The sequence below is a fragment of the Janibacter terrae NBRC 107853 genome (assembly GCF_001591405.1).
Classification (GTDB): domain Bacteria; phylum Actinomycetota; class Actinomycetes; order Actinomycetales; family Dermatophilaceae; genus Janibacter; species Janibacter terrae.
On sequence record NZ_BCUV01000006.1, the window covers coordinates 154,558 to 177,234 of the forward strand.

22 protein-coding genes are annotated in these 22,677 nt (G+C 72.3%); 6 read left to right on the top strand and 16 right to left on the bottom strand.

Going from position 1 to position 22,677, the window contains the following annotated elements; translation table 11 throughout:
• The first annotated feature begins 39 nt into the window (after positions 1 to 39).
• Both JT1_RS06015 and JT1_RS06020 read left to right on the top strand, forming a co-directional pair.
• A complete protein-coding gene (locus JT1_RS06015; protein ID WP_068324651.1) occupies positions 40 to 705 on the top strand; it encodes a potassium channel family protein in 666 nt (221 codons plus the stop codon).
• Positions 705 to 1,391, top strand: a complete 687-nt coding sequence (locus JT1_RS06020) for a potassium channel family protein (protein WP_068324654.1) — start codon at positions 705 to 707, stop codon at positions 1,389 to 1,391. The genes JT1_RS06015 and JT1_RS06020 overlap by 1 nt, the downstream gene beginning before the upstream one ends.
• Before the next feature lie 3 nt (positions 1,392 to 1,394).
• Here JT1_RS06020 and JT1_RS06025 read toward each other — a convergent pair whose 3' ends face one another.
• From JT1_RS06025 to JT1_RS06055, 7 genes are all read right to left on the bottom strand, one after another.
• Entirely contained in the window at positions 1,395 to 2,102 is a 708-nt protein-coding gene (locus tag JT1_RS06025) for a DUF3159 domain-containing protein (RefSeq protein ID WP_068324656.1), read from the bottom strand.
• A complete protein-coding gene (locus JT1_RS06030) occupies positions 2,095 to 2,460 on the bottom strand; it encodes an OB-fold nucleic acid binding domain-containing protein (RefSeq protein WP_068324659.1) in 366 nt (121 codons plus the stop codon). The genes JT1_RS06025 and JT1_RS06030 overlap by 8 nt, the downstream gene beginning before the upstream one ends.
• Positions 2,460 to 3,197, bottom strand: a complete 738-nt coding sequence (locus tag JT1_RS06035) for a DUF3710 domain-containing protein (protein ID WP_068324662.1) — start codon at positions 3,195 to 3,197, stop codon at positions 2,460 to 2,462. The genes JT1_RS06030 and JT1_RS06035 overlap by 1 nt, the downstream gene beginning before the upstream one ends.
• Positions 3,197 to 3,679, bottom strand: coding sequence for a dUTP diphosphatase (gene dut / locus JT1_RS06040; protein ID WP_068324665.1), 483 nt, complete (start codon positions 3,677 to 3,679; stop codon positions 3,197 to 3,199). Before dut ends, JT1_RS06035 begins: the two co-directional genes overlap by 1 nt.
• 3 nt (positions 3,680 to 3,682) lie before the next feature.
• Positions 3,683 to 3,982: a DUF4193 domain-containing protein gene (locus tag JT1_RS06045; protein WP_068317285.1), complete on the bottom strand. Its 300-nt coding sequence runs from the start codon at positions 3,980 to 3,982 to the stop codon at positions 3,683 to 3,685.
• 131 nt (positions 3,983 to 4,113) lie between these two features.
• Positions 4,114 to 4,974, bottom strand: coding sequence for an inositol monophosphatase family protein (locus JT1_RS06050; RefSeq protein WP_068324668.1), 861 nt, complete (start codon positions 4,972 to 4,974; stop codon positions 4,114 to 4,116).
• A 1-nt stretch (position 4,975) separates the two neighbouring features.
• On the bottom strand, positions 4,976 to 6,085 hold the full coding sequence (locus JT1_RS06055) for a ferrochelatase (RefSeq protein ID WP_068324671.1): 1,110 nt from the start codon (positions 6,083 to 6,085) through the stop codon (positions 4,976 to 4,978).
• A 92-nt stretch (positions 6,086 to 6,177) separates the two neighbouring features.
• Between JT1_RS06055 and sepH the strand changes: the two genes are divergently transcribed.
• The gene (sepH, locus tag JT1_RS06060; protein WP_068324674.1) at positions 6,178 to 7,443 is read left to right on the top strand and encodes a septation protein SepH; all 1,266 of its coding nucleotides are present in this window, start codon (positions 6,178 to 6,180) and stop codon (positions 7,441 to 7,443) included.
• A 10-nt stretch (positions 7,444 to 7,453) separates the two neighbouring features.
• Here the strand turns inward: sepH and JT1_RS06065 are convergent, their stop codons facing one another.
• From JT1_RS06065 to JT1_RS06080, 4 genes are read right to left on the bottom strand one after another with little or no spacing between them, the layout of a single operon-like run.
• A complete protein-coding gene (locus tag JT1_RS06065; RefSeq protein WP_068324676.1) occupies positions 7,454 to 8,143 on the bottom strand; it encodes a thymidine kinase in 690 nt (229 codons plus the stop codon).
• Between the two features lies 1 nt (position 8,144).
• Positions 8,145 to 9,290 (bottom strand): alkaline phosphatase family protein, encoded by a 1,146-nt coding sequence (locus JT1_RS06070; protein WP_068324680.1) that lies wholly within the window; start codon positions 9,288 to 9,290, stop codon positions 8,145 to 8,147.
• 4 nt (positions 9,291 to 9,294) lie between these two features.
• Positions 9,295 to 9,900 (bottom strand): DUF5998 family protein, encoded by a 606-nt coding sequence (locus tag JT1_RS06075; protein WP_068324683.1) that lies wholly within the window; start codon positions 9,898 to 9,900, stop codon positions 9,295 to 9,297.
• 12 nt (positions 9,901 to 9,912) lie between these two features.
• On the bottom strand, positions 9,913 to 12,594 hold the full coding sequence (locus tag JT1_RS06080; protein WP_068324685.1) for a bifunctional acetate--CoA ligase family protein/GNAT family N-acetyltransferase: 2,682 nt from the start codon (positions 12,592 to 12,594) through the stop codon (positions 9,913 to 9,915).
• A gap of 131 nt (positions 12,595 to 12,725) precedes the next feature.
• On the opposite strand from JT1_RS06080, the gene JT1_RS06085 reads away from it, so the two are divergent.
• Positions 12,726 to 15,161 carry a DNA gyrase/topoisomerase IV subunit A gene (locus JT1_RS06085; RefSeq protein WP_068324688.1) on the top strand — a complete coding sequence of 812 codons (2,436 nt, stop codon included), beginning with the start codon at positions 12,726 to 12,728 and terminating at the stop codon, positions 15,159 to 15,161.
• A 146-nt stretch (positions 15,162 to 15,307) separates the two neighbouring features.
• On the opposite strand, the gene JT1_RS06090 is transcribed toward JT1_RS06085, so the two are convergent.
• Together JT1_RS06090 and JT1_RS06095 are read right to left on the bottom strand one after the other, a co-directional pair.
• On the bottom strand, positions 15,308 to 16,750 hold the full coding sequence (locus JT1_RS06090; RefSeq protein WP_068324690.1) for an APC family permease: 1,443 nt from the start codon (positions 16,748 to 16,750) through the stop codon (positions 15,308 to 15,310).
• Between the two features lie 142 nt (positions 16,751 to 16,892).
• Entirely contained in the window at positions 16,893 to 19,028 is a 2,136-nt protein-coding gene (locus tag JT1_RS06095; RefSeq protein WP_068324692.1) for a DNA gyrase/topoisomerase IV subunit B, read from the bottom strand.
• 193 nt (positions 19,029 to 19,221) lie between these two features.
• On the opposite strand from JT1_RS06095, the gene JT1_RS06100 reads away from it, so the two are divergent.
• Together JT1_RS06100 and JT1_RS06105 are read left to right on the top strand one after the other, a co-directional pair.
• Positions 19,222 to 19,446 (top strand): DUF7455 domain-containing protein, encoded by a 225-nt coding sequence (locus JT1_RS06100; protein WP_068324695.1) that lies wholly within the window; start codon positions 19,222 to 19,224, stop codon positions 19,444 to 19,446.
• A 13-nt stretch (positions 19,447 to 19,459) separates the two neighbouring features.
• Positions 19,460 to 19,975 (top strand): DUF456 domain-containing protein, encoded by a 516-nt coding sequence (locus JT1_RS06105; protein WP_068324697.1) that lies wholly within the window; start codon positions 19,460 to 19,462, stop codon positions 19,973 to 19,975.
• Positions 19,976 to 20,043: 68 nt separating this feature from the next.
• Here the strand turns inward: JT1_RS06105 and JT1_RS06110 are convergent, their stop codons facing one another.
• The 3 genes from JT1_RS06110 to JT1_RS06120 all read right to left on the bottom strand — a co-directional run bounded on the left by JT1_RS06110 (position 20,044) and on the right by JT1_RS06120 (position 22,610).
• Positions 20,044 to 20,475: an SCO2097 family morphological protein gene (locus JT1_RS06110; protein WP_068324699.1), complete on the bottom strand. Its 432-nt coding sequence runs from the start codon at positions 20,473 to 20,475 to the stop codon at positions 20,044 to 20,046.
• Between the two features lie 80 nt (positions 20,476 to 20,555).
• Positions 20,556 to 21,824, bottom strand: a complete 1,269-nt coding sequence (gene dinB / locus JT1_RS06115; protein WP_068324701.1) for a DNA polymerase IV — start codon at positions 21,822 to 21,824, stop codon at positions 20,556 to 20,558.
• A gap of 6 nt (positions 21,825 to 21,830) precedes the next feature.
• On the bottom strand, positions 21,831 to 22,610 hold the full coding sequence (locus JT1_RS06120) for a class I SAM-dependent methyltransferase (RefSeq protein ID WP_068324703.1): 780 nt from the start codon (positions 22,608 to 22,610) through the stop codon (positions 21,831 to 21,833).
• Positions 22,611 to 22,677 lie beyond the last annotated feature (67 nt).

Here is a 22,677-nt window from a genome sequence, read left to right on the forward strand (position 1 = left end):
ACGCGAGTGTAGGCCTGCTCCCGGGGGTACCGTCGTCCCGTGCACTTCGTCATCATGGGCTGCGGCCGCGTCGGCGCCTCGCTCGCCCGCTCACTCGAACGCATCGGGCACGACGTCGCGGTCGTCGACCAGGACCCCGCGGCCTTCCGCCGCCTCGGCAGCGACTTCAGCGGCCGCCGGGTCGCCGGCGTCGGCTTCGACCGGGACACCCTGGTCCAGGCGGGGGTCGAGCAGGCCTACGCCCTCGCCGCCGTCTCCAGCGGTGACAACTCCAACATCCTCGCGGCCCGGGTGGCCCGCGAGACCTTCGGCGTCGAGCACGTCGTCGCGCGCATCTACGACCCGGACCGCGCGCAGGTCTACCAGCGCCTCGGCATCCCCACGGTTGCGACGGTCCGGTGGACCGCCGACCAGGTGCTGCGCCGGCTGCTCCCCCAGGGCCAGGCCCCCGAGATGACCGATGCCTCCGGGCGACTCGTCGTCGCCGAGATCCACGTCTCCCCCGCGTGGGTCGGCCGCCGCCTCACGTCGCTCGAGGAGGCGACCGGGTCGCGGGTCGCCTACATCACCCGACTCGGCGAGGGGATGCTCCCTTCGCCCGAGACCGTCCACCAGGAAGGCGACCTCGTGCACCTGGTCATCCCACGTGATCGCGTCCACGACGTCGAGCGCGTCCTCGACGCCGCCCCCACGGAGGAGATCTGATGCGCGTCGCCATCGTCGGCGCCGGGTCGGTCGGCCGCTCCATCGCCAAGGAGCTGCTCGAGAACGACCACGCCATCCTGCTCATCGACCGGGACGCCGACGAGGCCCGGGTCGCCAAGGTGCCGCAGGCCAGCTGGCTCTCGGGGGACGCCTGCGAGATCTCGACCCTCCAGGAGGCCGAGATCCAGGGCTGCGACGTCGTCGTCGCCGCGACCGGTGACGACAAGGCCAACCTCGTCGTCTCGCTGCTCGCCAAGACCGAGTTCGGCGTGCCGCGCACGGTCGCGCGCGTCAACAACCCGAAGAACGAGTGGATGTTCGACGAGTCCTGGGGCGTCGACGTCGCCGTCTCGACACCGCGCCTGATGACGGCGCTCGTCGAGGAGGCCGTCAGCGTGGGTGACCTCGTGCGGATCTTCGACTTCCAGCAGGGCAGCGCGTCGATGACCGAGATCACCCTCCCGGCGGACAACCCCAACGTCGGTCGGCGCGTCGGCGACATCACCTTCCCGGCGGACACGCTGCTCGTCGGGATCATCCGGGACGGCCGGCCCTTCGGCCCGACGGCGGACGACTCGCTCGAGGCGCACGACGAGCTGCTGCTGCTCACGACCGCCGAGGCCGAGCCGGAGCTCGAGGCGATGCTGCGGCCGGGCGCCAAGGCGCGCCGGCGTCCTGCCCCCTGAGGGTCAGGCGCGGCGGACGTCGACCGGCTGGACGAGCTCGTCGTCGGGGTCGATCGGCGTGTGCCCCTTGAGGAGCATCGCGCCCATGACCGCCACGGCTCCGGCCCAGAGGGGCCAGCCGAGGAGCACCTTGGCCACGGTGAGCCCGGCGAGGTTGTCGGCGAGGTAGAGCGGACCCATGATCCCGACGCGGATGACGTAGACCGCGACGAGCACGAGCGTCAGGCGTGTGCAGACCCGCACGGCGGCGTCGTTGCGCCGCCAGCGGAAGGGGTCGCCCGCGGCGACGGCCGCCTGGTCGGCCACGCCGACCATGATCCCGACGACCGGCCACCGCACGACGACCGAGAGCAGCGAGCCGACGAGGTAGGCGCACGAGGTGAGGATGCCGGGCAGGAAGGCGTCCTCAGCCTGCCCCGAGCGCAGGGCGAAGAAGGCTGCGAGGCCGGTCGCGACGAGCGAGCCGAGGACGAACTGCAGCGTCTGCCGCTGCACGAGCCGGGCGATGGCGAGCACCGCCGTCACGGCCCCGGCCGAGCCGAGCGAGATGGCGCGGTCCGTCGTCGCGGCCCAGGCGATGACGAAGACGAGCATCGGCAGCGCGGTCTCGATCGAGCCGCGCAACCCCCCGAGCGCTTCGCCGAGGCGATGGCGGATGAGTGCCTCGACGGTCGGGTGCGCCGGCATCGAGACGCCGGCGCTCTCAGCCATGGTGGGTCAGCAGCTCGTAGGCGGGGTTGTAGATCGTCGGCTCCCCCTCGGGACGGCAGATGAGGCCGCTGGCCTTGAGGTAGGCCCCCGGGTCGATCCCCCGGATGCTGCGTCGTCCGAGCCACACGAGCTGCACGGTGTGCGACCCGTCGTAGAGGTCGGCGACGAGGGCCGGGACCGTGGCCCGCGGGCGCAGCGTGACGGCAGTGATCGTGCCCGCCACGGTGACCACCTCGCGGTCGGTCTCGTCGGTGATGGGCCGGCAGCCGTGGGCGTGGGCGGCCTCGCGCAGCTCCCCCGCCGCGAGGTCGTCGTCGGACCGGGTGAGGTCGACCAGTCGTCGCAGCAGGGTGGACATCAGCGGACCTCGGTGATCTCGGGGCCGCGCTCGAAGGGCCTGAGGTCGTCCTCGGCGGGAGCGTCGGCCGGCTCGTCCGCGGCGGGGCGCGCCGCGCGCTGGGTGCTCGGCATGGTCAGGGGCAGCATCTCGCGCGGTGCGCGCGGCTCCTCGCCGCGGTCGACGACCACCGATCGCACGACCTCGTCGAGGGCCGCCCGGGCCGACTCGTCGACGGCGGCGGCGCCGGAGTACACGGCGCGCAGGAACCAGCGCGGCCCGTCGACGCCGGCGAAGACGACCGGGGCGAAGACGGTGCGTCCCTGGGGTCCGGGCTGGGCCAGCCGGGCGCGCAGCTCGGTGCCGAAGGGGCCGGTGACCTCCTCGACGGTGCCCCCGTTGCCGCCGATCATCTCGGCGATCTCCTCGCGGATCTCGTCCCAGATGCCGAAGGAGCGGGGGGCGGCGAAGACCTGCAGCTGGACGGCGCCGTGGTCGTCGCCGACCTGGGCGGCCGAGACCTCGTCGTTCTTCTGGTCGACCTCGAGCCGCAGCTCGGTGCCCGGCGCGGGCGTCAGGTGCAGGGCACCCAGGTCGACCCGGGTGCTCGTGTCAGCGACGTCGGAGATGTCGTGCGGACCGGCCGTCAGCGGCTGCGACGAGGACCCCGGCTCGCTCGTGGCCGCGGTCTGCGTGGTCGTGTCCTGCTCGGTCGACACCACGTCGGCATCGGCAGTCTTCTTCTTGCGCCCGAACATCACTCTCGTCCTGTCCTCGAGGGTGGGCCGAAGCCCCCACTTGATCCATGTCCAGTCTCGCCCCGTGGGCTGGGTGGAAGCGAATCGAGGGGGAGGAACTCCCCTTCGCCCACCTGCTGGAGCACGAGCTGGGCGATCCGGTCGCCGACCCGCACCGTGAAGGACTCCCGAGGGTCGAGGTTGACGAGGTTGACGAGGACCTCGCCCCGGTAGCCGGAGTCGACGGTCCCGGGGGCGTTGGCGACCGAGATCCCGTGGCGCGCGGCCAGTCCCGAGCGCGGGTGCACGAGGCCGACCCACCCGTGGGGCAGCGCGAGCGCGACCCCGGTGGGCACGAGGGCCCGCTCCCCGGGCTCGAGGGTCAGCTCCGCGACGGAGCTGAGGTCCGCGCCCGCGTCGCCGTGCTTGGCGTACGCGGGCACGACGGCGTGCCGGTGCAGCAGCTGCACCGGTACCGCGACCTGACGGGGTCCGTCAGCCACGGGTCACGCAGCGCACTCGGTGCAGACCGGGCCGTTCTTGCCGTCGCTCGCCAGCTGGCTGCGGTGGTGGACGAGGAAGCAGCTCGTGCAGGTGAACTCGTCGGCCTGGCGCGGGACGACCCGCACCGACATCTCCTCACCGGAGAGGTCGGCGCCGGGCAGCTCGAAGCCTTCGGCCATCTCGGTCTCGTCGACGTCGACGTTTGCGGAGGTCGCGTCACCGCGACGGGACTTGAGCTCCTCGATGGAGTCCTCGGACAGGTCGTCGTCGGTCTTGCGAGGGGCGTCGTAATCGGTCGCCATCTCTCCTGATTCCTTGGGGGTCAGCGGGGCAGTGTGGGTCGTGCGCCGTCATCAACGCAGCAGGTGCTGAATTTGTGCCCGGCGCGCCGGATTGTGCCCCATCCACCGGCGGGACGCCACCTCGTTCCGCGCTAACGGGCCGATTCGGGTCCGACCTGCTCCACGGCGGACCGCAGGAGGGTGCGCAGCGAGTCCTGGGCGGCCGGCGGCCCGGCCACCGTGAACCCCGCCCGCGGGTCATCACCGTCGAGGTCGGTGACGACCGCCCCGGCCTCGGTCGCGACGAGCCACCCGGCGGCCATGTCCCAGGGGTTGAGACCGCGCTCGTAGTGGACGTCGAGGCTCCCGTCGGCCACGCGGCACAGGTCGAGCGCGGCGCTGCCGATCCGGCGGATGTCGCGCACCCGCGGCAGGACGTGGGTGAGCACCGCGGCCTGCCACGCCCGCCGGTCGGCGTCGTAGCCGAAGCCGGTCCCGCACAGGGCCTGGTCGAGGGAGGTGTCGGCGACCGTGAGCCGCTGCGCCGGCCCGTCCCCGACACGGCGCCACGCGCCCCCACCGAGGGCGGCGGTGTACCGCTCCCCCGTCAGCGGGTTGACGACGGCGCCGGCGACCGGGCGCCACGCCCCGTCGACCGAGGGGTCGCCGAGGACCGCGGCGACGGAGACGCAGTAGGCAGGGATCTCGTAGAGGTAGTTGACCGTGCCGTCGATCGGGTCGACGACCCAGGTGATCCCGGAGGTACCGGTCCGTGCGCCGCGCTCCTCACCGTGGAAGCCGTCCTGCGGGCGCAGCTCCCCGAGCCGGCGCAGGAGCAGGTCCTGGCTGCGCTGGTCCATGACCGTGACGACGTCGGTCGCCGAGGACTTGGTCTCGGCGACGCCGAGGTCGCGGGGGCGGTCGTCGACGACGAGCACGCCGGCCTCCACGGCGACCGCCAGGGCGATGTCGGCGAGCTCGGCGGGGTCCACGCCGGCGGGCAGCTGGTCCACGTCAGTCCGACCCGCAGAGCGCGGGGCGGGCCTCGCGCAGGTTGGGGCAGCACCCGACGGGGCAGACGGCCGGGTGGGAGTCGAGGTCGCGCCACGTCGCACGCACCGGCTGCTCGCCGCGGGCCTGGGCCGCGCGCTCGAGCATCAGGTCGACGAGACCGGCGACGAAGGCGGGGTCGGTCCCCGGCGTCGCGACGCGGGTCATGCCCAAGCCGACCTCCTCGGCCGTCGCGGCGGCCTCGAAGTCGAGGTCGTGGGTGACCTCCATGTGGTCGGAGACGAAGCCGATCGGCACGACGACCACGTGGCGCACCCCTTCGTCGGCCAGCTCGCGCAGGCGGTCGTTGACGTCCGGCTCGAGCCACGGGGTGCGCGGGGAGCCCGAGCGCGAGCAGAAGGCGAGGCCCGCGGGCAGGTCGGTGCCGAGGACCGAGTCGACCTCGGCGGTGATCGCCGCGGCGGCCTCCGCCTGGTCGCCCGAGTAGGCGCGCCCGTCACCGTCACCCGGCCCGGAGGTCTCGTCCATCGCGTCCGGGATGGAGTGGGTCACGTAGAGCAGGGCGACGGCATCGGCACCGACGTCGGCGACCGCGGCGCGGGCCGCCGCGACCGTGTCGCGCGCGACGGTCGCCACGAACCCCGGCAGCTCACCGAAGGGTCGGACCTTGTCCAGGACGAGCCCGTCCCTCCCGTCGACCGCGTCGGCCAGGCCCTCGCGGTACTGGCGGCAGGAGGAGTAGCTGCGCCAGGCACTGGTCGGCACGACGAGGACCCGCCGGGCACCCCGCGCCTGGAGCTCGTCGAGCGCGTCCGTGACGAAGGGGGCGGAGTTGCGGTTGCCGAGGACGACCGGCAGCGGGCACTCGCGGGCCACCAGCTCGGCGGTCAGGTCGGCGACGAGCCGACGGTTGAGGGCGGGCAGCGGGCTGACGCCACCGACGCGCTCGTAGTGGGAGCCCACCTCGACCAGGCGCTCGTCGGGCACACCCCGCCCGGCCGTGACGCGGCGGAGGAAGGGCAGGACCTCGTCCGGCCCCTCCGGACCACCGAAGGACTGGAGCAGCACGCCGTCATAGGGGCTGAGGGGGTGCTCGGAGGAATCGTTGGGCATGCAGACAAGGTAACGCGCGGCGTGTGCGTTGCCGGATCCCCCCGGGCAGGTGGCAGAGTCGTGGCAGTACGGCTGGACGAGAGGGATCTGTGATGCGCGACCTACGACTCATCGGGGTGCACGACGACGGTGAGCACCTCGTCGTGACCGACGACACCGGCGAGGAGTTCCGGCTGCGGATCGACGAGCCGCTGCGTGCCGCCGCGCGGCGGGACCGACCCAGGCTGGGTCAGCTGCAGATCGCCATCGACAACAACGTGCGCCCGGCCGAGGTTCAGGCGATGATCCGGGCCGGCGCCTCCGCAGACGAGGTCTCCGCGCGCACGGGGTGGGACCTGGACAAGATCGCCCGCTTCGAGGGTCCGGTGCTCGCCGAGCGCGAGCACGTCGCCTCGCGCGCCCAGGCCGTCCGCTTGCGCGGCACCAACCAGGCCGGCTCCCCCGAGACGCTCGCGCAGCGCGCCGCGACGCGGCTCACCGGGCGCGGCGTCGAGGCGTCGTCGGTGCTGTGGGACGCCTCCCGCGACGCGGAGGGCCAGTGGACGGTGTCCGCGACCTTCGCCGCCGGCGGTCGCGAGCGCACGGCGACGTGGTGGTTCGACCTCGCCGGCATGAGCGTCGTCGCCCGGAACGACGAGGCCAAGTGGCTCTCCGAGGCCGACACCCCGTCCGGCCCGGTCCCGACCGCCGTGCACCGACCGACCGCGGTCTTCGACGTCGAGGTCGAGGAGACCAAGGTCGAGCGCACCACCCGCGTCGGCACCGACGACCTCGTCACCTCGATGCGCGAGCACTCGGGCGCCAAGAACCGTCGTCGCGGCGGGCGGCGCAAACCGCGCGCCGAGGCCGGACCGACGTCCACCGAGGAGCCGCTACCGCTCGAGACCGCCGAGGAGGTCCCCCCGCCCGCACGCGGCACCCACCCGCGTGACCTCGAGGAGGCGAAGGGGGCCACCCTCGCCCCGTCCGCCGCGCCCGCACCCGCGCCCGCACCCGCTGCCGCTGAGCCGGAGCCGGAGGAGCGCGACGAGGAAGCCCCGGCCGCCGAGATGAAGGCCGAGCCGGAGCAGGTGGCCACGCCCATGCCGACCGCGGATCCCGAGCCCGAGGCCGAGGTCGTACCCGAGCCCGAGCCCGAGGCCGTCGCGGAACCGGCAGCGACCGCTGCTGCGAAGGCGCAGCCGGAGACCGAGCCGAAGACCACCGAGCCGAAGACCAAGACGCAGCCCGAGGCGACGTCCGGGGACGACGCGCCGGCCGACGACACGAGCGACGCGGGCAAGGGCGCGCGCGGTCGCAAGGGACGCCCGAGGGTGCCGAGCTGGGACGACGTGATGTTCGGGACGACGCGCGACTGAGCGCGGCTCGTCAGCCCGGCGGCCGGACCGGGCAGGCGTCGAGGTCGAAGGGCAGCACATCGGCGGAGAGCGCGGCCGCCTGCGCGGCGACGGAGTTCATCCGGCGCATGTGGTGGCGGCGGCAGAGGACCTCGTACTCGACCTCCGGCTCCGCGGCCCCGGGCTCGACCGTGGCCGTGTCACCGACGACCACCTGGTCGCCCTCGACGACCATGACGCCGTCGACGACCCGGGCGTTGTGCGTCGCCCGGCGGCCGCACCAGCACAGCGCCGAGACCTGCAGGGCCTGCGTGCGGTCCGCGAGCTCGATGAGCCGACGGCTGCCGGGGAAGAGCTCGGTGCGGAAGTCGCTCGTGATGCCGAAGGCGAAGACCTCGATGTCGAGCTCGTCGACGACCCGGGCGAGCTGCTCGACCTGACCCGGCGTGTAGAACTGCGCCTCGTCGCAGATGAGGTGGTCCACGCGACCGCCTGCGGTGAGGTGCCCGACGACGGTCTCCCAGAAGTCGAGGTCCTCGGTGACCTCGATCGCAGGGACGTCGAGCCCGAGCCGGGAGGACAGTCGGGCCTCCCCCGCGCGGTCGAGCCGGGTGAAGACCAGCCCGACGCGTCCGCGGGCCCGGTGGTTGTGGTCCATCTGCAGCGCGAGGGTCGACTTGCCGCAGTCCATCGTCCCCGCGAAGAAGGTCAGCTCGGCCACGTCACTGCTCCCGGGCGTCGAGCGCCAGCCACGGGATGGCGACCTCGTCCGCGGTGATCGAGCCGTGGACACCGAGGAGGGCGCGCAGCTCCGGTCGGTGCCGGCGCGAGTCCTGCACGGCGATCGGGCCGGTCATGGCGGCGATGACGTCACCGATGCGCGGCCGCACCGTCTCGCTCACCGTCCCGAACCACCCCGCGGCGATGGCCTCGTCCGCCGTGAGGACGAGGGCGTCCTGCCCGAGCCGGGCCCGCCAGGTGGCGAGCACGTCGTCGAGGGCCCCGGGGCGCACGTGCAGCTGGACGCACCTGGGCTCGCCCGCGACGTGCCGCACCCCGGCGTCGAGCTCGCCATCGGTCGCGATGTCCGGGCGGGCGTCGAGCGGCACGTCGACCATCCCGTGGTCGGCGGTGATGTGCAGGGAGGTGTCCGCGGGGAGCAGCGCGGCCAGGCGCGCCAGCTGGGCGTCGACCTCCTCGAGCTCGGCGACCCACTCCTGCGAGTCGCAGCCGTGGACGTGGCCGATCTTGTCCAGGTCGCCCCAGTACAGGTAGACGAGCGAGCGTGGTTGCGCACGCACGGCGGTCACCGTCGCGTCCACCCTGGCGGCCAGACCGCGGGCGGCGACGAACCGACCACCGCGCAGCGCCGCCTCGGTGAGCCCGGAGCCGTCGAAGTAGCCCGGACCGATGCGGGTCACCGCGACGCCCGCGGCGTCCGCGGCCTCGAAGACGGTCGGGGCGGGCTGCCAGCGGTGCGGCTCGGGCCCGTCCTCCCAGGACAGCTCGTTGAAGACGGTGTCCGTCTCGGGGTCGTAGGCCTCGTAGCCGACGAGGCCGTGCGTGCCGGCGAGCGCGCCGGTGCCGAAGGTGCCCATCGACGTCGCCGTGGTCGACGGGAAGCCGCAGTCGAGGGTCATCGCGGCGTCCGGCTGCTGCAGCAGCCCGCGCAGGAAGGGGGCGTGCCCGGCCCGGCGCGCGAGGAGCTGGGCGCCGAGACCGTCGACGAGGACGACGACGGACCGGCGGGCGGGTCGCAGGGGGCGGTCTCCCCCCTTCGCCAGCGCAGGGACCGCCAGGCTGGTGGCGACGGCGGGCAGGAGCCGGTCGAGGCGCGGGGTGGTCACGAGCAGCGGCGTCGCGCCCACGACGTCAGCGCCCGATGCTCGCCGAGAGGTCCCTGGCGAACTCGGTGGCCCGGTCCAGCGCCGTCCGGCCCTCGGCCTCGGCGCTGATCCGCAGCGCGATGTCGTCGCTGGTGACCGTGCCCTCGTAGCCGTGGTCGCCCCCGTCGCAGTCCGGGTCGGAGCACTGGGCGGGGAGCAGGTCGACGCGGCTGACCGCGCCCCAGCCGACGGTGAGCGTCAGCTCGCGGCCGAGCGAGCCGTGGACATAGCTCGAGGGGTCGCCGACGACGTGGGTGAGCATGACGCCACGCACCGACGACAGCGGGATGCACTCCGTCGTCGCCGTCGCGATCTCCTGGGCACCCGAGAAGTGGTCGGGGTAGTCGTCGGCGTGTGCGATGACGAGTCGGGACGCGGTCCGGGCGAAGACGGTGATGTGGCGCCGGACCGTGTCCTGGTCGAAGGTCGTCTCCTGGTGCACCAGGTGCCCGTGGACCTCCTCTGCACCCACGGCCGCCTTGATGACGTCCGCGACGAGCGCCGGGTAGTAGCCGGCGCGCTCGATGTCGGCGGTGAGTTCGTCAGGCAGCGTGATGGCCGTGAGGTCGGAAGGAGCGGGCATGCTCGCCATTGTGCCCCAGCCTCAGGTCATGCTCCGCGCGTCGGGGTCGATGCGCCGGTGGGCCGGCGTGATCATGATGTCTGCCCCGAGCACGGTCACCCCGCTCGGGTGCGCGATGACCGGGTTGAGCTCGACGGACGACAGCTCGAGGAAGTCGTCGGACATGACCGACAGCCGGCCGAGGACGTCCTCGAGCGCGGCCAGGTCGACGGGGGCGGCGCCGCCGTGCCCCATGAGCAGCGGCGCGGTCTTGATGTCCTGGATGAGCTCGCGGGTGTCGACGTCGGTGAGCGGCGGGATGCGGTAGGCGATGTCGTCGAGCAGCTTGGTCGGGGCACCGGCGATGCTGAAGGAGACGACGGGCCCGAAGAGCGGGTCCTCGATCGTCGACAGCACGGTCGCGACGCCGGGACCGGCCATGCGCTGCACGACGAGGTAGTTGGCGTCCATCGGGGCGAGCCGACGGTCGAGGGTCTCGTAGGCCACCCGCACCGCGTCGGCGTCCGGCAGGTCGACACGGATGCCCTCGAGCACGGCCTGGCCCCGGACGAGCGGCGAGAGCGACTTCACGACGACCGGGTAGCCGACCTGCTCCGCGGCGGCGACGGCCTCCTCGACGCTGTCGACCTCGATCCGCGGCCACACCTGGATGCCGTACGCGGAGAGGAGCTCATGGGCCTCGTCGGTCGTGAGCGCACGGCCCTCCGGGTCCTCCTCGAGGACCCGGTCGAGCAGGTGGCGCACCGCCCAGCGGTCGATGCCCTCGCGCACGACGGTCTCGCCCTTGTCCTTGTCGCGCCAGGCGCCGTAGTCGGTCGCGGCCGCGAGCGCCCGGATGGCCTCCTCGGGCATGGCGTACAGCGGCACCGCCTGCCGCGGGGCGTCGTCCGGGAACTCACCGAGCTCGTGGAGGAAGCTCGGGTCGCCGGCCATGTCGACACCGCGCATGCCGAGCAGGGTGGCGACGCAGGGCTTGTCGGAGGTGGAGGCGGCCTCGCGCAGGGCCTCGACGACCTCCTGGTCGAGCGCACCCACCGGCGGGATGAAGCACACGACGACCGAGTCGACCTCGGGGTCGGCGAAGGCCGCACCGACCGCCTCGCGGAACTCCGCGGCCGTCGCCTCGGTGCGCACGGCCACCGGCCCGTGGGTGACCTCGAGCCCGCGCTCGGTGGCGTTGTCCGCGCACAGCGCCGCGAGCTGGCTGGAGTTGCCGACGATGGCCACGCGGCGACCGGCCGGCAGCGGCTGGTGCACGAGGAGCTGGGCGACGTCGAACATCTGGTGGACGTTCTCGCAGTGGATGACACCGGCCTGCTCGAGCATGGCCGCGAAGGCGTGCTGCTTGACCTTGGGCTTGCGCACCTTGTGCCCGGGAGGGGCGCCGTAGCCCGCAGACGCCGGCTTGACGACGATGACCGGCTTGTTGGTGGCGAGGTGGCGGGCGATGCGCGAGAACTTGCGCGGGTTGCCCATCGACTCGAGGTAGAGGCCGACCGCGTGGGTCCGCTCGTCGTCGACCCAGTACTGCATGAGGTCGTTGCCGGAGACGTCGACCCGGTTGCCGGCGGAGGCGAAGACCGAGATGCCGAGGTTGCGGCGGGCGGCCGAGTCGAGGTTGGCGATGGCCAGCGCGCCGCTCTGCGAGAAGAGACCGAGGTAGCCGGGTCGCGGGATCACCGACGTGAGGGTCGCGTTGAGGCTCACCGCGGGGTCGTTGTTGATGAGGCCGAAGGAGTTGGGCCCGACGACGCGCATGCCGTTGCTGCGGGCCAGCCGCAGCACCTCCTGCTGCATCCGGGCGCCGTGCTCGTCGACCTCCGCGAAGCCGGAGGAGATGATCAGCAGGGTCTTGACGCCGGCCGCCGCGCACTCGCCGACGATCCGCGGGACCCGCTCCGCCGGGACGGCGATGACGGCCAGGTCCACTCCCCCTTCGACCTCGCCCACCGACCGGACGGCGTCCAGACCGAGGATCTCGCCGGCCTCGGGGTTGATCGCGTGGACCGCGCCGGTGAAGCCGCCGTCGAGGATCTGCTTGAGCACCTGGTGGCCGATGGCGCGCTCGCGCCGGCTGGCGCCGACGACGGCGACCGACTGCGGGTGGAGCATGGCCCGCACGCTCTGCGCCTCGGCGCGGTGCTCGCGGGCGAAGCGCACCGACAGCGACTCCGCGGTCGGCTCGATGTCGAAGTGGACGGACACCACGCCGTCCTCGAGGTGGCGGGTGACCTGGTAGCCGGCGTCGGAGAAGACGCGCAGCATCTTGCGGTTGTGCGGCAGGACCTCGGCCTCGAAGGCGGTGATGTCGTGCGACTGCGCGATCGCCGCGAGGTGCTCGAGCAGGACCGAGCCGATCCCCTTGCCCTGGTAGTGGTCGGAGATGTTGAAGGCGACCTCGGCGGAGTGCTCGCTCACCCTGTCGTAGCGGCCGATGCCGATGATGTCGTCGCGGATCGTCGCCACGAGCGCCATGCGGTCGTGGTAGTCCAGCTCGGTGAACCGCTTGACGTCGCGGTCGCTGAGGTTGCGCATCGGCGCGAAGAAGCGCAGGTAGATCGACTCGTCGGACTGCCCGGCGTGGAAGCGGCGCACGGCGTCCGCGTCGGAGGGCCTGATGGGCCGCAGCCGGCACACCGAGCCGTCGCGCAGGACGACATCGGCCTCGGCCAGCACCGGGTAGCCCGCGGGGAGCTCGGTCATGGCTCAATCCTGCCACGGGCTCCCGTGCGGCGTGGTCGGTCCCCCACGTGTGTCGGTGCCGCCCGTACGGGGACGAAGGGGGGAGGATGGGACGGTTCGAGCACCATCCCCACGAGGAGCCCCCCACCCGCATGGCCCGCCGTCCTGCCGCCACTCCGCCCGCCGACGCCCCCGAGCGGATCGTCGACATCGACGTCGCGGACGAGATGCGCAATGCCTTCCTCGAGTACAGCTACTCGGTGATCCACGCTCGCGCACTCCCCGACGCCCGCGACGGCCTGAAGCCGGTGCACCGACGGATCCTCTTCTCGATGAGCGAGATGGGCCTACGACCCGAGCGCGGCCACGTGAAGTCCTCCCGCGTCGTCGGCGAGGTCATGGGCAAGTACCACCCCCACGGCGACACCGCGATCTACGACGCGCTCGTGCGCCTCGCCCAGCCCTTCTCGATGCGCCTGCCCCTCGTCGACGGCCACGGCAACTTCGGCTCGCTCGACGACGGCCCCGCGGCGAGCCGCTACACCGAGGCCCGCATGGCCGCGGCCGCGCTGCTCATGGTCACCGGGCTCGGTGAGGACACCGTCCCCTTCGTCCCCAACTACGACGACCAGCTCCTCCAGCCCGAGGTCCTGCCCGCCGCCTACCCCAACCTCCTCGTCAACGGCACGACCGGCATCGCCGTCGGCATGGCGACCAACATGCCCCCGCACAACCTCGTCGAGGTCGTCGGTGCCGCCCGGCACCTGCTGACCCACCCCGACGCGAGCCTCGACGACCTCATGAAGTTCGTCCCCGGCCCCGACCTGCCCGGTGGCGGACGGATCATCGGGCTCGACGGCATCCGGGACGCCTACCTCACCGGGCGCGGCAGCTTCCGCACCCGGGCGACGACCCGCATCGACAAGGTCTCACCCCGCCGCCAGGGCATCATCGTCACCGAGCTGCCCTACCTCGTCGGCCCCGAGAAGGTCATCGAGAAGATCAAGGACGCCGTCCAGTCCAAGAAGCTGCAGGGCATCGCCGACGTCAAGGACCTCACCGATCGCGTCTCGGGCATGCAGCTGGTGATCGAGATCAAGAACGGCTTCAACCCCGACGCCGTCCTCGAGCAGCTGTACAAGCTCACGCCGATGGAGGACTCCTTCTCCATCAACAACGTCGCGCTCGTCGACGGCCAGCCCCGGACCATGGGGCTGAAGGAGCTGCTCACCGTCTACGTCGACTTCCGGCGGGACGTCGTGCGCCGCCGCAGCGAGTACCGACTCGCCAAGCGGCGCGAGCGGCTGCACCTCGTCGAGGGCCTGCTCATCGCGATCCTCGACATCGACGAGGTCATCCAGGTCATCCGCTCCAGCGACGACGCGACGATCGCCCGGGAGCGCCTGCAGGCGGTCTTCGACCTGTCCGAGGTGCAGGCGAGCTTCATCCTCGACCTGCAGCTGCGCCGCCTGACGAAGTTCTCCCGGCTCGAGCTGGAGAAGGAGCAGGGGGAGCTCCTCGAGCAGATCGCCGAGCTCGAGGAGATCCTCGGCGACCCCAAGGTCATGACCCGCCTCATCTCCTCCGAGCTAGCCGCCGTCGCCAAGGAGCACGGCGACCCGCGCCGTACGGTGCTGCTCGAGTCCGCGGGTGCCCCGGCCACCGCGACGTCCCCGCTGGAGGTCGCCGACGACCCGTGCTGGGTCCTGCTGTCGAGCACCGGGCTCCTCGCGCGCACGAGCGGGGACGAGCCGCTGAGCCGCGAGGGCGGCCGCAGCAAGCACGACGCGATCGTCGCCGCGGTCCGCACGAGCGCGCGCGGCGAGGTCGCCGTCGTCACCTCGACCGGCCGGGTCGTTCGCCTGGGCGCCCTCGAGCTGCCCACCCTGCCGCCCTCCAACGGCGCCCCCAACCTCTCCGGCGGCGCACCGCTCGCGGCCTACGTCGACCTGCCCGGCGACGAGGCCCCGCTGACCCTGATGAGCCTGTCGCCCGACTCCCCCGGCCTGGCGCTCGGCACCGCCCACGGCGTCGTCAAGCGGGTGGGCACCGACTACCCCAGGGGCAGCTCCTGGGAGGCGATCTCGCTCAAGGACGGCGACCGCGTCGTCGGGGCCGTCGAGCTGACCACGGGCGAGGAGGAGCTCGTCTTCGTCACGAGCCAGGCGAGCCTGCTGCACTTCCCCGCCAGCGACGTGCGGCCGCAGGGCCGCGGCGGCGGCGGCGTGGCCGGCGTCCGGTTGACCGACGGGGCGCAGGTCGTCTTCTTCGGGGCGGTGGACCTCAACTACGACAACATCGTCGTCACCGTCTCCGGTTCCTCCGCCGCGCTGCCCGGCACCGACCCCGGCTCGTGGAAGGTCACCCCCTTCGACGAGTACCCGGGCAAGGGCCGGGCGACCGGGGGCGTGCGCGCCCACAGGTTCCTCAAGGGCGAGGACGCCCTGACCACGGCCTGGGTCGGCCGCTCCGGCGCTCGCGCCGCCCAGCCCAACGGCGTCGCGATCACCCTCCCGGAGGCGGAGGGGCGCCGCGACGGCTCCGGCACCCCCGCCACCGCCGTGATCGGCGGCATCGGCTCCCTCTGACGCTGACCACCCCGAGACTGCATTCCCCTAGGGCAATGCACCGTCTCGACGTCACGATGGTGCATTCCCCTAGGGCAATGCAGACCTCCCGGCACGACGAAGGGGGGCGGGCCGGTGATCCGGCCCCGCCCCCTTCGCCGTGCGGCTCACTCGTGGTCGATGTGCTCCGGGTCGCGGATGAACGTCTTCTTCGCGTACAGCGCGCGGTTGAGGAACCAGGTGACGACCCACAGCAGCACGCCGAGCGCCAGCATGCCGCCGGCGATGACGTACTGCTCCTGCTGCTCCTCGCTGCGGGCCCACGGGCCGACGAGGAAGGCGCAGGTGAGGGCTCCGAGGATCGGCATGAACGTCGGGGTGCGGAAGTGCTGGTGGCCGACCGGCTCGCGGCGCAGCACGAGCACCGCGATGTTGACGACGGTGAAGACCGCGAGCAGCAGCAGCGCCGTGGTGCCCCCGAGCAGCTTGACGACCGGGCTGTCGCTGCCGAGCACGACGTAGGTGATCAGCCCGTACGCGACGAGGGTCGTGAAGATGATCGCGGCCCACGGCGTCCGGCGCTTCTTGTGCACCAGTCCCATGCCGGGGGGCAGGACCTCCTGCCGGGCCATGCCGTAGACGAGGCGCGAGGCCATGAGCATGTTGATCAGGGCGGAGTTGGCGACGGCGAACATCCCGATGAAGGGGAAGATCTTGTCGAAGGGCAGGCCGGGGGCACCGGTCGCGACGACCTGGGTGAGCGCGGACTTCTCGCCACCGACGAGCTGGTCGACCGGGACGAGCGCCACGGCGGTGATCGAGACGAGCACGTAGATGATGCCGGTGATCGCCAGACCCGAGAGCATGACCTTGGGGAAGATCCTGGACGGCTCGTGGGTCTCCTCGGCCATGTTGACGGAGTCCTCGAACCCGACCATCGCGAAGAACGCCAGGGCCGTGGCCATGGAGATCGAGATGAAGACGCTCTTGTCGCTCGCGCTCTCGAAGACGACGACCCGGGAGAAGTCGGCCTTGTCCTGGGTGACGGCGTAGAGGCCGACGAAGATGATGAGCAGGAGGCCGGAGAGCTCGACGCAGGTCAGGACGACGTTGGCCTTGACGCTCTCGCCCACGCCCCGGAAGTTGATGAGCGCGATGATCGTCATGAAGCCGAGGGCGATGAGCAGCAGCGGCGTCGAGCCGTCCTCCCAGCCCACACCGAGACCGTCCCGCAGGAAGCCCGCGAAGGCGCTGGAGGCTGTGGAGGCCGAGGTGATGCCGGAGCACATGACGGCGAAGGCGACGATGAAGGTGACGAAGTGCAGGCCGAAGGCCTTGTGCACGAAGGTCGCGGCACCGCCGGCCTGCGGGTACTTCGTCACGAGCTCGAGGTAGGACAGTGCCGTGATGGTGGCCACGACGAAGGCCGCGATGAAGGGAGCCCACGCGGCCCCGCCCACCTCCGCGGCGACATCGCCGGTCAGGGCGTAGACACCGGTACCGAGGATGTCGCCGACGATGAAGAGCAGCAGGAGCCTGGGTCCCATGACCCGCTTGAGCTCGGTGGGCTCCTCGCCTGCGTCGCGGTCCGAGGTGGCGACGTCGGTCATGGGTCCTCCCTGGGTCGGGGCACGCTGGTGCGTACCAATCCCCTAACCGTGACCCACGCCACCGTCTCGTGCAACCACTGACGCTCCGACGCGCCGAGATCGGTCGCAATCGTGACGCCGTCCGGGAAGGGAGTAGCCCCGGTCAGGCGTCGATGCGCTCCCGGTCGAGCTGGTCCGCCGAGGAGACGATGAAGTCGCGCCTGGGATCGACGTCCTTGCCCATCAGCAGCTCGAAGACCTCCTCGGCGGCCTCGAGGTCGGCCGTCGTCACCCGGCGCAGCATCCGGTGGCGGGGGTCCATCGTGGTCTCGGCGAGCTGGTCGGCGTCCATCTCCCCCAGGCCCTTGTAGCGCTGGATGGGCTGCTTGATGTTCTTGCCGCGGGAGCCCAACGAGGCGAGCTTCTTGCGCATCTCGGCCTCGGAGTAGGTGTAGATCAGCTCGTTCTTCTTCGAGCCCGCGTTGACCACCTCGATGCGGTGCAGCGGCGGCACGGCCGCGAAGACCTTGCCGGCCTCGACGAGCGGACGCATGTACCGGAAGAAGAGCGTGAGCAGCAGGGTGCGGATGTGGGCGCCGTCGACGTCGGCGTCGGTCATGATGATGACCTTGCCGTAGCGGGCGGCGTCGACGTCGAAGCTGCGCCCGGAGCCGGCACCGATGACCTGGATGATCGAGGCGCACTCGGCGTTCTTGAGCATGTCCCCGACGGCGGCCTTCTGCACGTTGAGGATCTTGCCGCGGATCGGCAGCAGCGCCTGGAACTCGCTGTTGCGCGCCTCCTTGGCCGTGCCCATCGCCGAGTCGCCCTCGACGATGAAGAGCTCGGTGGCCTCCACGTCGGTGCTGCGGCAGTCGCGCAGCTTCGGCGGCAGCGACGAGGTCTCGAGCGCGTTCTTGCGGCGCTGGGTCTCCTTGTGCAGCCGCGCCGAGATCCGCGACTTCATCTCGGCGACGACCTTGTCGAGCAGCTGGCCGGCCATCTGCTTCTCGGCGCGCTTGGTCGAGGTGAGCAGGCTCGTCAGCTCGGTCTCCACGACCTTGGTGACGATGGAGCGCACGGCGTTGGTGCCGAGCACCTCCTTGGTCTGCCCCTCGAACTGCGGCTCGGCCAGACGCACCGTGACCACAGCGGTCAGGCCCGCGAGGATGTCGTCCTTGTCGACCTTGTCGTTGCCGACCTTGAGCTTGCGGGCGTTGACCTCGAGCTGCTTGCGGAAGACCTTGAGCAGCGCCTGCTCGAAGCCCGCGACGTGCGTGCCGCCCTTCGGCGTGGCGATGATGTTGACGAAGGAGGAGACCTTGGCGTCGTACCCGGTCCCCCAGCGCACCGCGATGTCGACACCGCACTCCCGCTCGACGTCGGTGGGGGTCATGTGTCCCTTGGCGTCGAGGACCGGCACGGTCTCGGTGAAGGTGCCGGTGCCCTCGAGCCGCCACACGTCGGTGACCGGCGCGTCCGGTGCGAGGAACTCGACGAACTCGCTGATGCCGCCGTCGTGGTGGAAGACCTCCTCGACCGGCTCGTCGCCACGCGCGTCGCGCACGACGAGCGTGAGGCCGGGCACGAGGAAGGAGGTCTGACGGGCGCGCGCGGCGAGGGCCTCGCCGTCGAGCTCGGCGCCCTTGAGGAAGATCTGCGGGTCGGCCCAGTAGCGCACCCGGGTGCCGGTGACGCCGCGCCCGGCCTTGCCGATGACCTCGAGCTCGCTGCCCTTGTCGTAGGCGACGAAGTCGTGGTCGGGCGACTTGACCCCCTTCGCCCCCGCGACGTCGGAGAAGGTGCCGGGCTCGCCGCGGCGGAAGCTCATCGCGTAGGTCTTGCCTCCGCGGTCCACCTCGACGTCCAGGCGGGAGGAGAGGGCGTTGACGACGGAGGCGCCGACGCCGTGGAGGCCGCCGGAGGCGGTGTACGAGCCGCCGCCGAACTTCCCGCCCGCATGCAGCTTGGTGTAGACGACCTCGACGCCGGTGAGACCGGTGCGCGGCTCGATGTCGACGGGGATGCCGCGGCCGTTGTCGCGGACCTCGACCGAGCCGTCGCCGTGGAGGATGACCTCGATGCGGTCGCCGTGGCCGCCGAGCGCCTCGTCGACCGCGTTGTCGATGATCTCCCACATGCAGTGCATGAGGCCGCGCTGGTCGGTCGAGCCGATGTACATGCCGGGCCGCTTGCGCACGGCCTCGAGACCCTCGAGCACCTGCAGGTGGTGCGCGGAGTAGTCCTGGACCGACTTGCTGCTGGCGGTCTTCTTGGCGGTGGTGGCTGCCGGAGGCACGAGGTGGCCGGTCCTTCGTCGTCGGGGAGGTGGGTTCCTCGCAGCGTAAACCGCGGTCCCGACAGCGCCGCGCAGGCTCGCTCACGGTGTCGGTTGCGTCACGCCACGCGGAAAGGGTGCTGCCCGGGAAGGGTTTGGCATGTTTGACTGTTGACCCGGACGTCCACGATCTACGCAAGAGAAGAGGCACCACGTGAACGCGACCCTGGCCAGCCCCCTGACCGCAGCCGACCGCTGCGACCGCTGCGGAGCCAAGGCCTACGTGCGCGCCCGCCTGCACGCCGGCGGCGAGCTGCTCTTCTGCGCGCACCACGGCCGCGAGCACCTGCCGGCGCTGAAGGACCTCGCCGAGATCGACGACCACAGCGAGCGCCTGGACGAGAGCACCCCTGCTTCGGCCCCGGCAGACGAGCGCTGATCCACCGCCCCCGGTGCTGACCACGGTCTCGCAGACCGCCCCCGACCCGACCTCTTGGGTCCTGTGGGTGGCTGTCGCGATCTACGTCGTCGGCGTCCTCGGCATCGTCGTCCCGGTCCTGCCGGGCCTGCTGCTGTGCGTGGCGGCGGTCCTGCTCTGGGCCACCGAGACCGGCGGCGCGACGGCCTGGGTGACCTTCGGCATCATCCTGGCGCTGTACGCCCTGGGTGTCGCGTTGCAGCTCCTGCTCCCCGGCCGCCGGATGAAGCGTGACGGAGTCGGCGGGCTGACGCTCGCCCTGGGCGTCGTCGGCGCGATCATCGGCCTCTTCGTCATCCCGGGCGTCGGCCTGCCGATCGGCTTCGTCGTCGGTGTCTTCGCTGCCGAGTACCTGCGCTACCGAGAGCTCGACCGCGCCTGGCAGGCGACCAAGGCCGCCCTGCGCGGCGTCCTGCACAGCATGGGCATCGAGCTGGCGACGGCCGCACTCGTCGCGGTGGTGTGGGTCGGCGGCATCGTCGCCCACTGAGGCCCTGCCCACCGGCTCTACCAACCTGCCGGCTCTACCAACCTGCCGGCTCTACCAGCCTGCCGGCTCTACCAGCCCTGGCCCCGCTGGCGCCGGTGCTCCCAACGCTGCTCCATCCGCTGCATGAAGGTGGCCTGCCCGGCCGCCTTGCGCCTCCCCTTCGCCCCGTGCCCGCGCAGCGTGCGGTGGTGCTGCACGGAGCCATCCGCCCCGACGACCCCGAGGCCCGCGCGCGGGCGTGACGACCCGGGAGCGAAGGCCAGCGCGACCGAGGCGACGATGAGGACGAAGCCGGCGACGCCGACCCACACGTTGGTGTTGATGCCGAGCAGGACGAGTCCGAGCCCGGCGAGCGCACCGATGACCCCGACGACGATCCGACGACGATCACTCCCACCCGGGTGCGCGCCGTTCATCTGCGAGGCGAAACGGGGGTCCTCGGCCCGGATGGCCTCTTCCATCTCCTCGAGCATCTGCCGCTCGCGCTCCGACAGCGCCACGGTGACCTCCCTACCAGCCTGACGTCGGGCGGGCCTGGGGCCCGCGATGTCCCACGGAGGAGAAACCACCGTGGTCCCTCTCATGATATGTCCCCGCCACGCCCTGCGATAGGTGGGCGTCCTCGCCGCTCCCGATCCGAGATGAGGCTCGCCGGTCGCACGCTGCCCGCGCCGAACCGTGCGCTCGCCCGGTCGACGGCCCGGTCCGCCTCGCGCCACCCGTGCTCCGGCTCGTCGAGGGCCACCTGGACCGGGGTCGCGGAGGCATCGGAGAGCTGCTCGACCCGCACCCCGACGAGCCGCACCCGGGCACGCTGCAGCCCGAGGGCGTCGTAGAGCTCGCGGGCCAGCGCGGCGATGTCTCGGGAGACGTCGGTGGCATCGCGCAGGGAGCGGGAGCGGGTGATCGTCGTGAAGTCCGCGAAGCGCACCTTGATGCTCACGGTCCGCCCCACCAGCCCGGCGGCACGCAGGCGCGAGGCGGTCTTGTCGGCGAGGGCGAGCAGGGTGCGGTGGACGACCTCGGGGTCGTCGACGTCGTGGTCGTAGGTGCGCTCGTTGCCGATGCTGCGCTCGCGGCGGACCGGCTCGACCGAGCGCGGGTCCCGCCCCCAGGCGAGGTCGTGCAGGTGGTTGCCGGTCGCCTCGCCGAGGGCGCGCACGAGGGTCGAGCGCGGGGTGTGGGCGATGTCGGCGACGGTCTTGAGCCCGAGCCGGGCGAGGGCCTCCTCCGTCTTGTCCCCCACCCCCCACAGGGCGCCGACGGGCAGCTGCTGGACGAAGGTGACGACCTCGGCCGCCGGGATGACGAGCAGCCCGTCGGGCTTGGCCAGCCCTGAGGCGAGCTTGGCGACGAACTTGCTGCTGGCGACGCCGACGGAGCAGGTGATCCCCTGCTCGTCGGCGACGGTGTCGCGGATCCGCTGGGCGATCGTCGCGGGCGGGCCCATGAGACGCACCGCCCCGGCCACGTCGAGGAAGGCCTCGTCGAGGCTCAACGGCTCGACGAAGGGGGTGATGTCGGCGAACGTGGCCATCACCGCCGCGGAGATCCGCGCGTAGAGCTCGTGGTCGGGGGTGAGGATCGTCGCCTGCGGGCAGAGCCGACGGGCACGACCCATGGGCATCGCCGAGGTGACGCCGAAGGCGCGCGCCTCGTAGGTCGCCGACAGCACGACGCCCCGGGTGCCGCCGCCGACGATGACCGGGGTCCCGACGAGCTCGGGGCGGGCGAGGAGCGACGCGGACGCGTAGAAGGCGTCCATGTCGACGTGCAGGACCGTGCACCCCGTGTCGTCCGGGGGACCTTGGCCGACCCGTGGCGGGGGCCGGTACTGACGCCGGCTCATCGGCTCTCAGTCGCGGCGGGCGATGAGGTGCACCGCCGCGCCGAGCGCGGCGAGACCGGTGCGGCCGGCGTCCTGCGCGGCGAGCTCCTCGAGCTCGAGCAGGGCCTGCCGGTCGGCGTCGGTGTCGACGAAGGTGCTCGGGACGAGGTCGCTGAAAAGCCGCACTCCGCGGGCCTCGAGGGTGGTGAAGCCGGCGCGGGTGAGCATCTCGCCGAGGTCGGCGCGGTCGAAGCGGCGCGGCACCGGGTCGTCCTCACCCCAGCGGCCCTCGGGGCTGGTGAGCGCTGCCCGGGCCTGGTCGAAGCGGCCGGCGATGGCGCGGGCGATGACCGCCGCGACGCGCTGGGCGGTGACGAGCGAGAGGTGCCCGCCCGGGGCGAGGACCTCGCCGATGCGGGTGAGCGTGGCCCCGGGGTCCTCGACGTACTCGAGGGTGCCGTGGCAGCACAGCAGGTCGATGCTGCCGGGCTCGATGATGGTGTGGAGGGTGTCGGCGTCGCCCTGCAGCGCGCTGATCCGCGAGCCGGCGTCGGACTCGGCCACCCGGCGGCGCATCGAGGCGAGGGCGTCGGGGCTCGGGTCGACGACGGTGATCGTGTGACCGTGCTCGGCGAGCGCGACGGCCATGCCGCCGGTGCCACCCCCGAGGTCGAGGACGCGCAGTGGGCGGGAGAGCTCGCGCTGCCGGGACGCGCTGAGCTCACGGACCTGCGCCCAGATCGCGGCGGTCCGGACATTGCCCTCGACCCCGCTGCCGCCACGGCGCCATGCTCGCTCGTCGTTCATGGCCCCAACCCTAGTCGGCGCGGGCGACACCCCCTTCGCCCCGGCGGTGCCCCGCCCGGTCCTGCAG

Excerpts from the sequence above, each read along its gene's own strand:
- JT1_RS06020 (WP_068324654.1), top strand. The coding sequence starts at position 705 with ATGCGCGTCGCCATCGTCGGCGCCGGGTCGGTCGGCCGCTCCATCGCC.
- JT1_RS06025 (WP_068324656.1), bottom strand. The coding sequence starts at position 2,102 with ATGGCTGAGAGCGCCGGCGTCTCGATGCCGGCGCACCCGACCGTCGAG.
- dinB (WP_068324701.1), bottom strand. The coding sequence starts at position 21,824 with ATGAGCCGGCGTCAGTACCGGCCCCCGCCACGGGTCGGCCAAGGTCCC.
- JT1_RS06055 (WP_068324671.1), bottom strand. The coding sequence starts at position 6,085 with ATGCCCAACGATTCCTCCGAGCACCCCCTCAGCCCCTATGACGGCGTG.
- JT1_RS06085 (WP_068324688.1), top strand. The coding sequence starts at position 12,726 with ATGGCCCGCCGTCCTGCCGCCACTCCGCCCGCCGACGCCCCCGAGCGG.
- JT1_RS06080 (WP_068324685.1), bottom strand. The coding sequence starts at position 12,594 with ATGACCGAGCTCCCCGCGGGCTACCCGGTGCTGGCCGAGGCCGATGTC.
- JT1_RS06030 (WP_068324659.1), bottom strand. The coding sequence starts at position 2,460 with ATGTCCACCCTGCTGCGACGACTGGTCGACCTCACCCGGTCCGACGAC.
- JT1_RS06035 (WP_068324662.1), bottom strand. The coding sequence starts at position 3,197 with ATGTTCGGGCGCAAGAAGAAGACTGCCGATGCCGACGTGGTGTCGACC.
- JT1_RS06090 (WP_068324690.1), bottom strand. The coding sequence starts at position 16,750 with ATGACCGACGTCGCCACCTCGGACCGCGACGCAGGCGAGGAGCCCACC.
- JT1_RS06045 (WP_068317285.1), bottom strand. The coding sequence starts at position 3,982 with ATGGCGACCGATTACGACGCCCCTCGCAAGACCGACGACGACCTGTCC.
- JT1_RS06075 (WP_068324683.1), bottom strand. The coding sequence starts at position 9,900 with ATGGCGAGCATGCCCGCTCCTTCCGACCTCACGGCCATCACGCTGCCT.
- JT1_RS06120 (WP_068324703.1), bottom strand. The coding sequence starts at position 22,610 with ATGAACGACGAGCGAGCATGGCGCCGTGGCGGCAGCGGGGTCGAGGGC.
- sepH (WP_068324674.1), top strand. The coding sequence starts at position 6,178 with ATGCGCGACCTACGACTCATCGGGGTGCACGACGACGGTGAGCACCTC.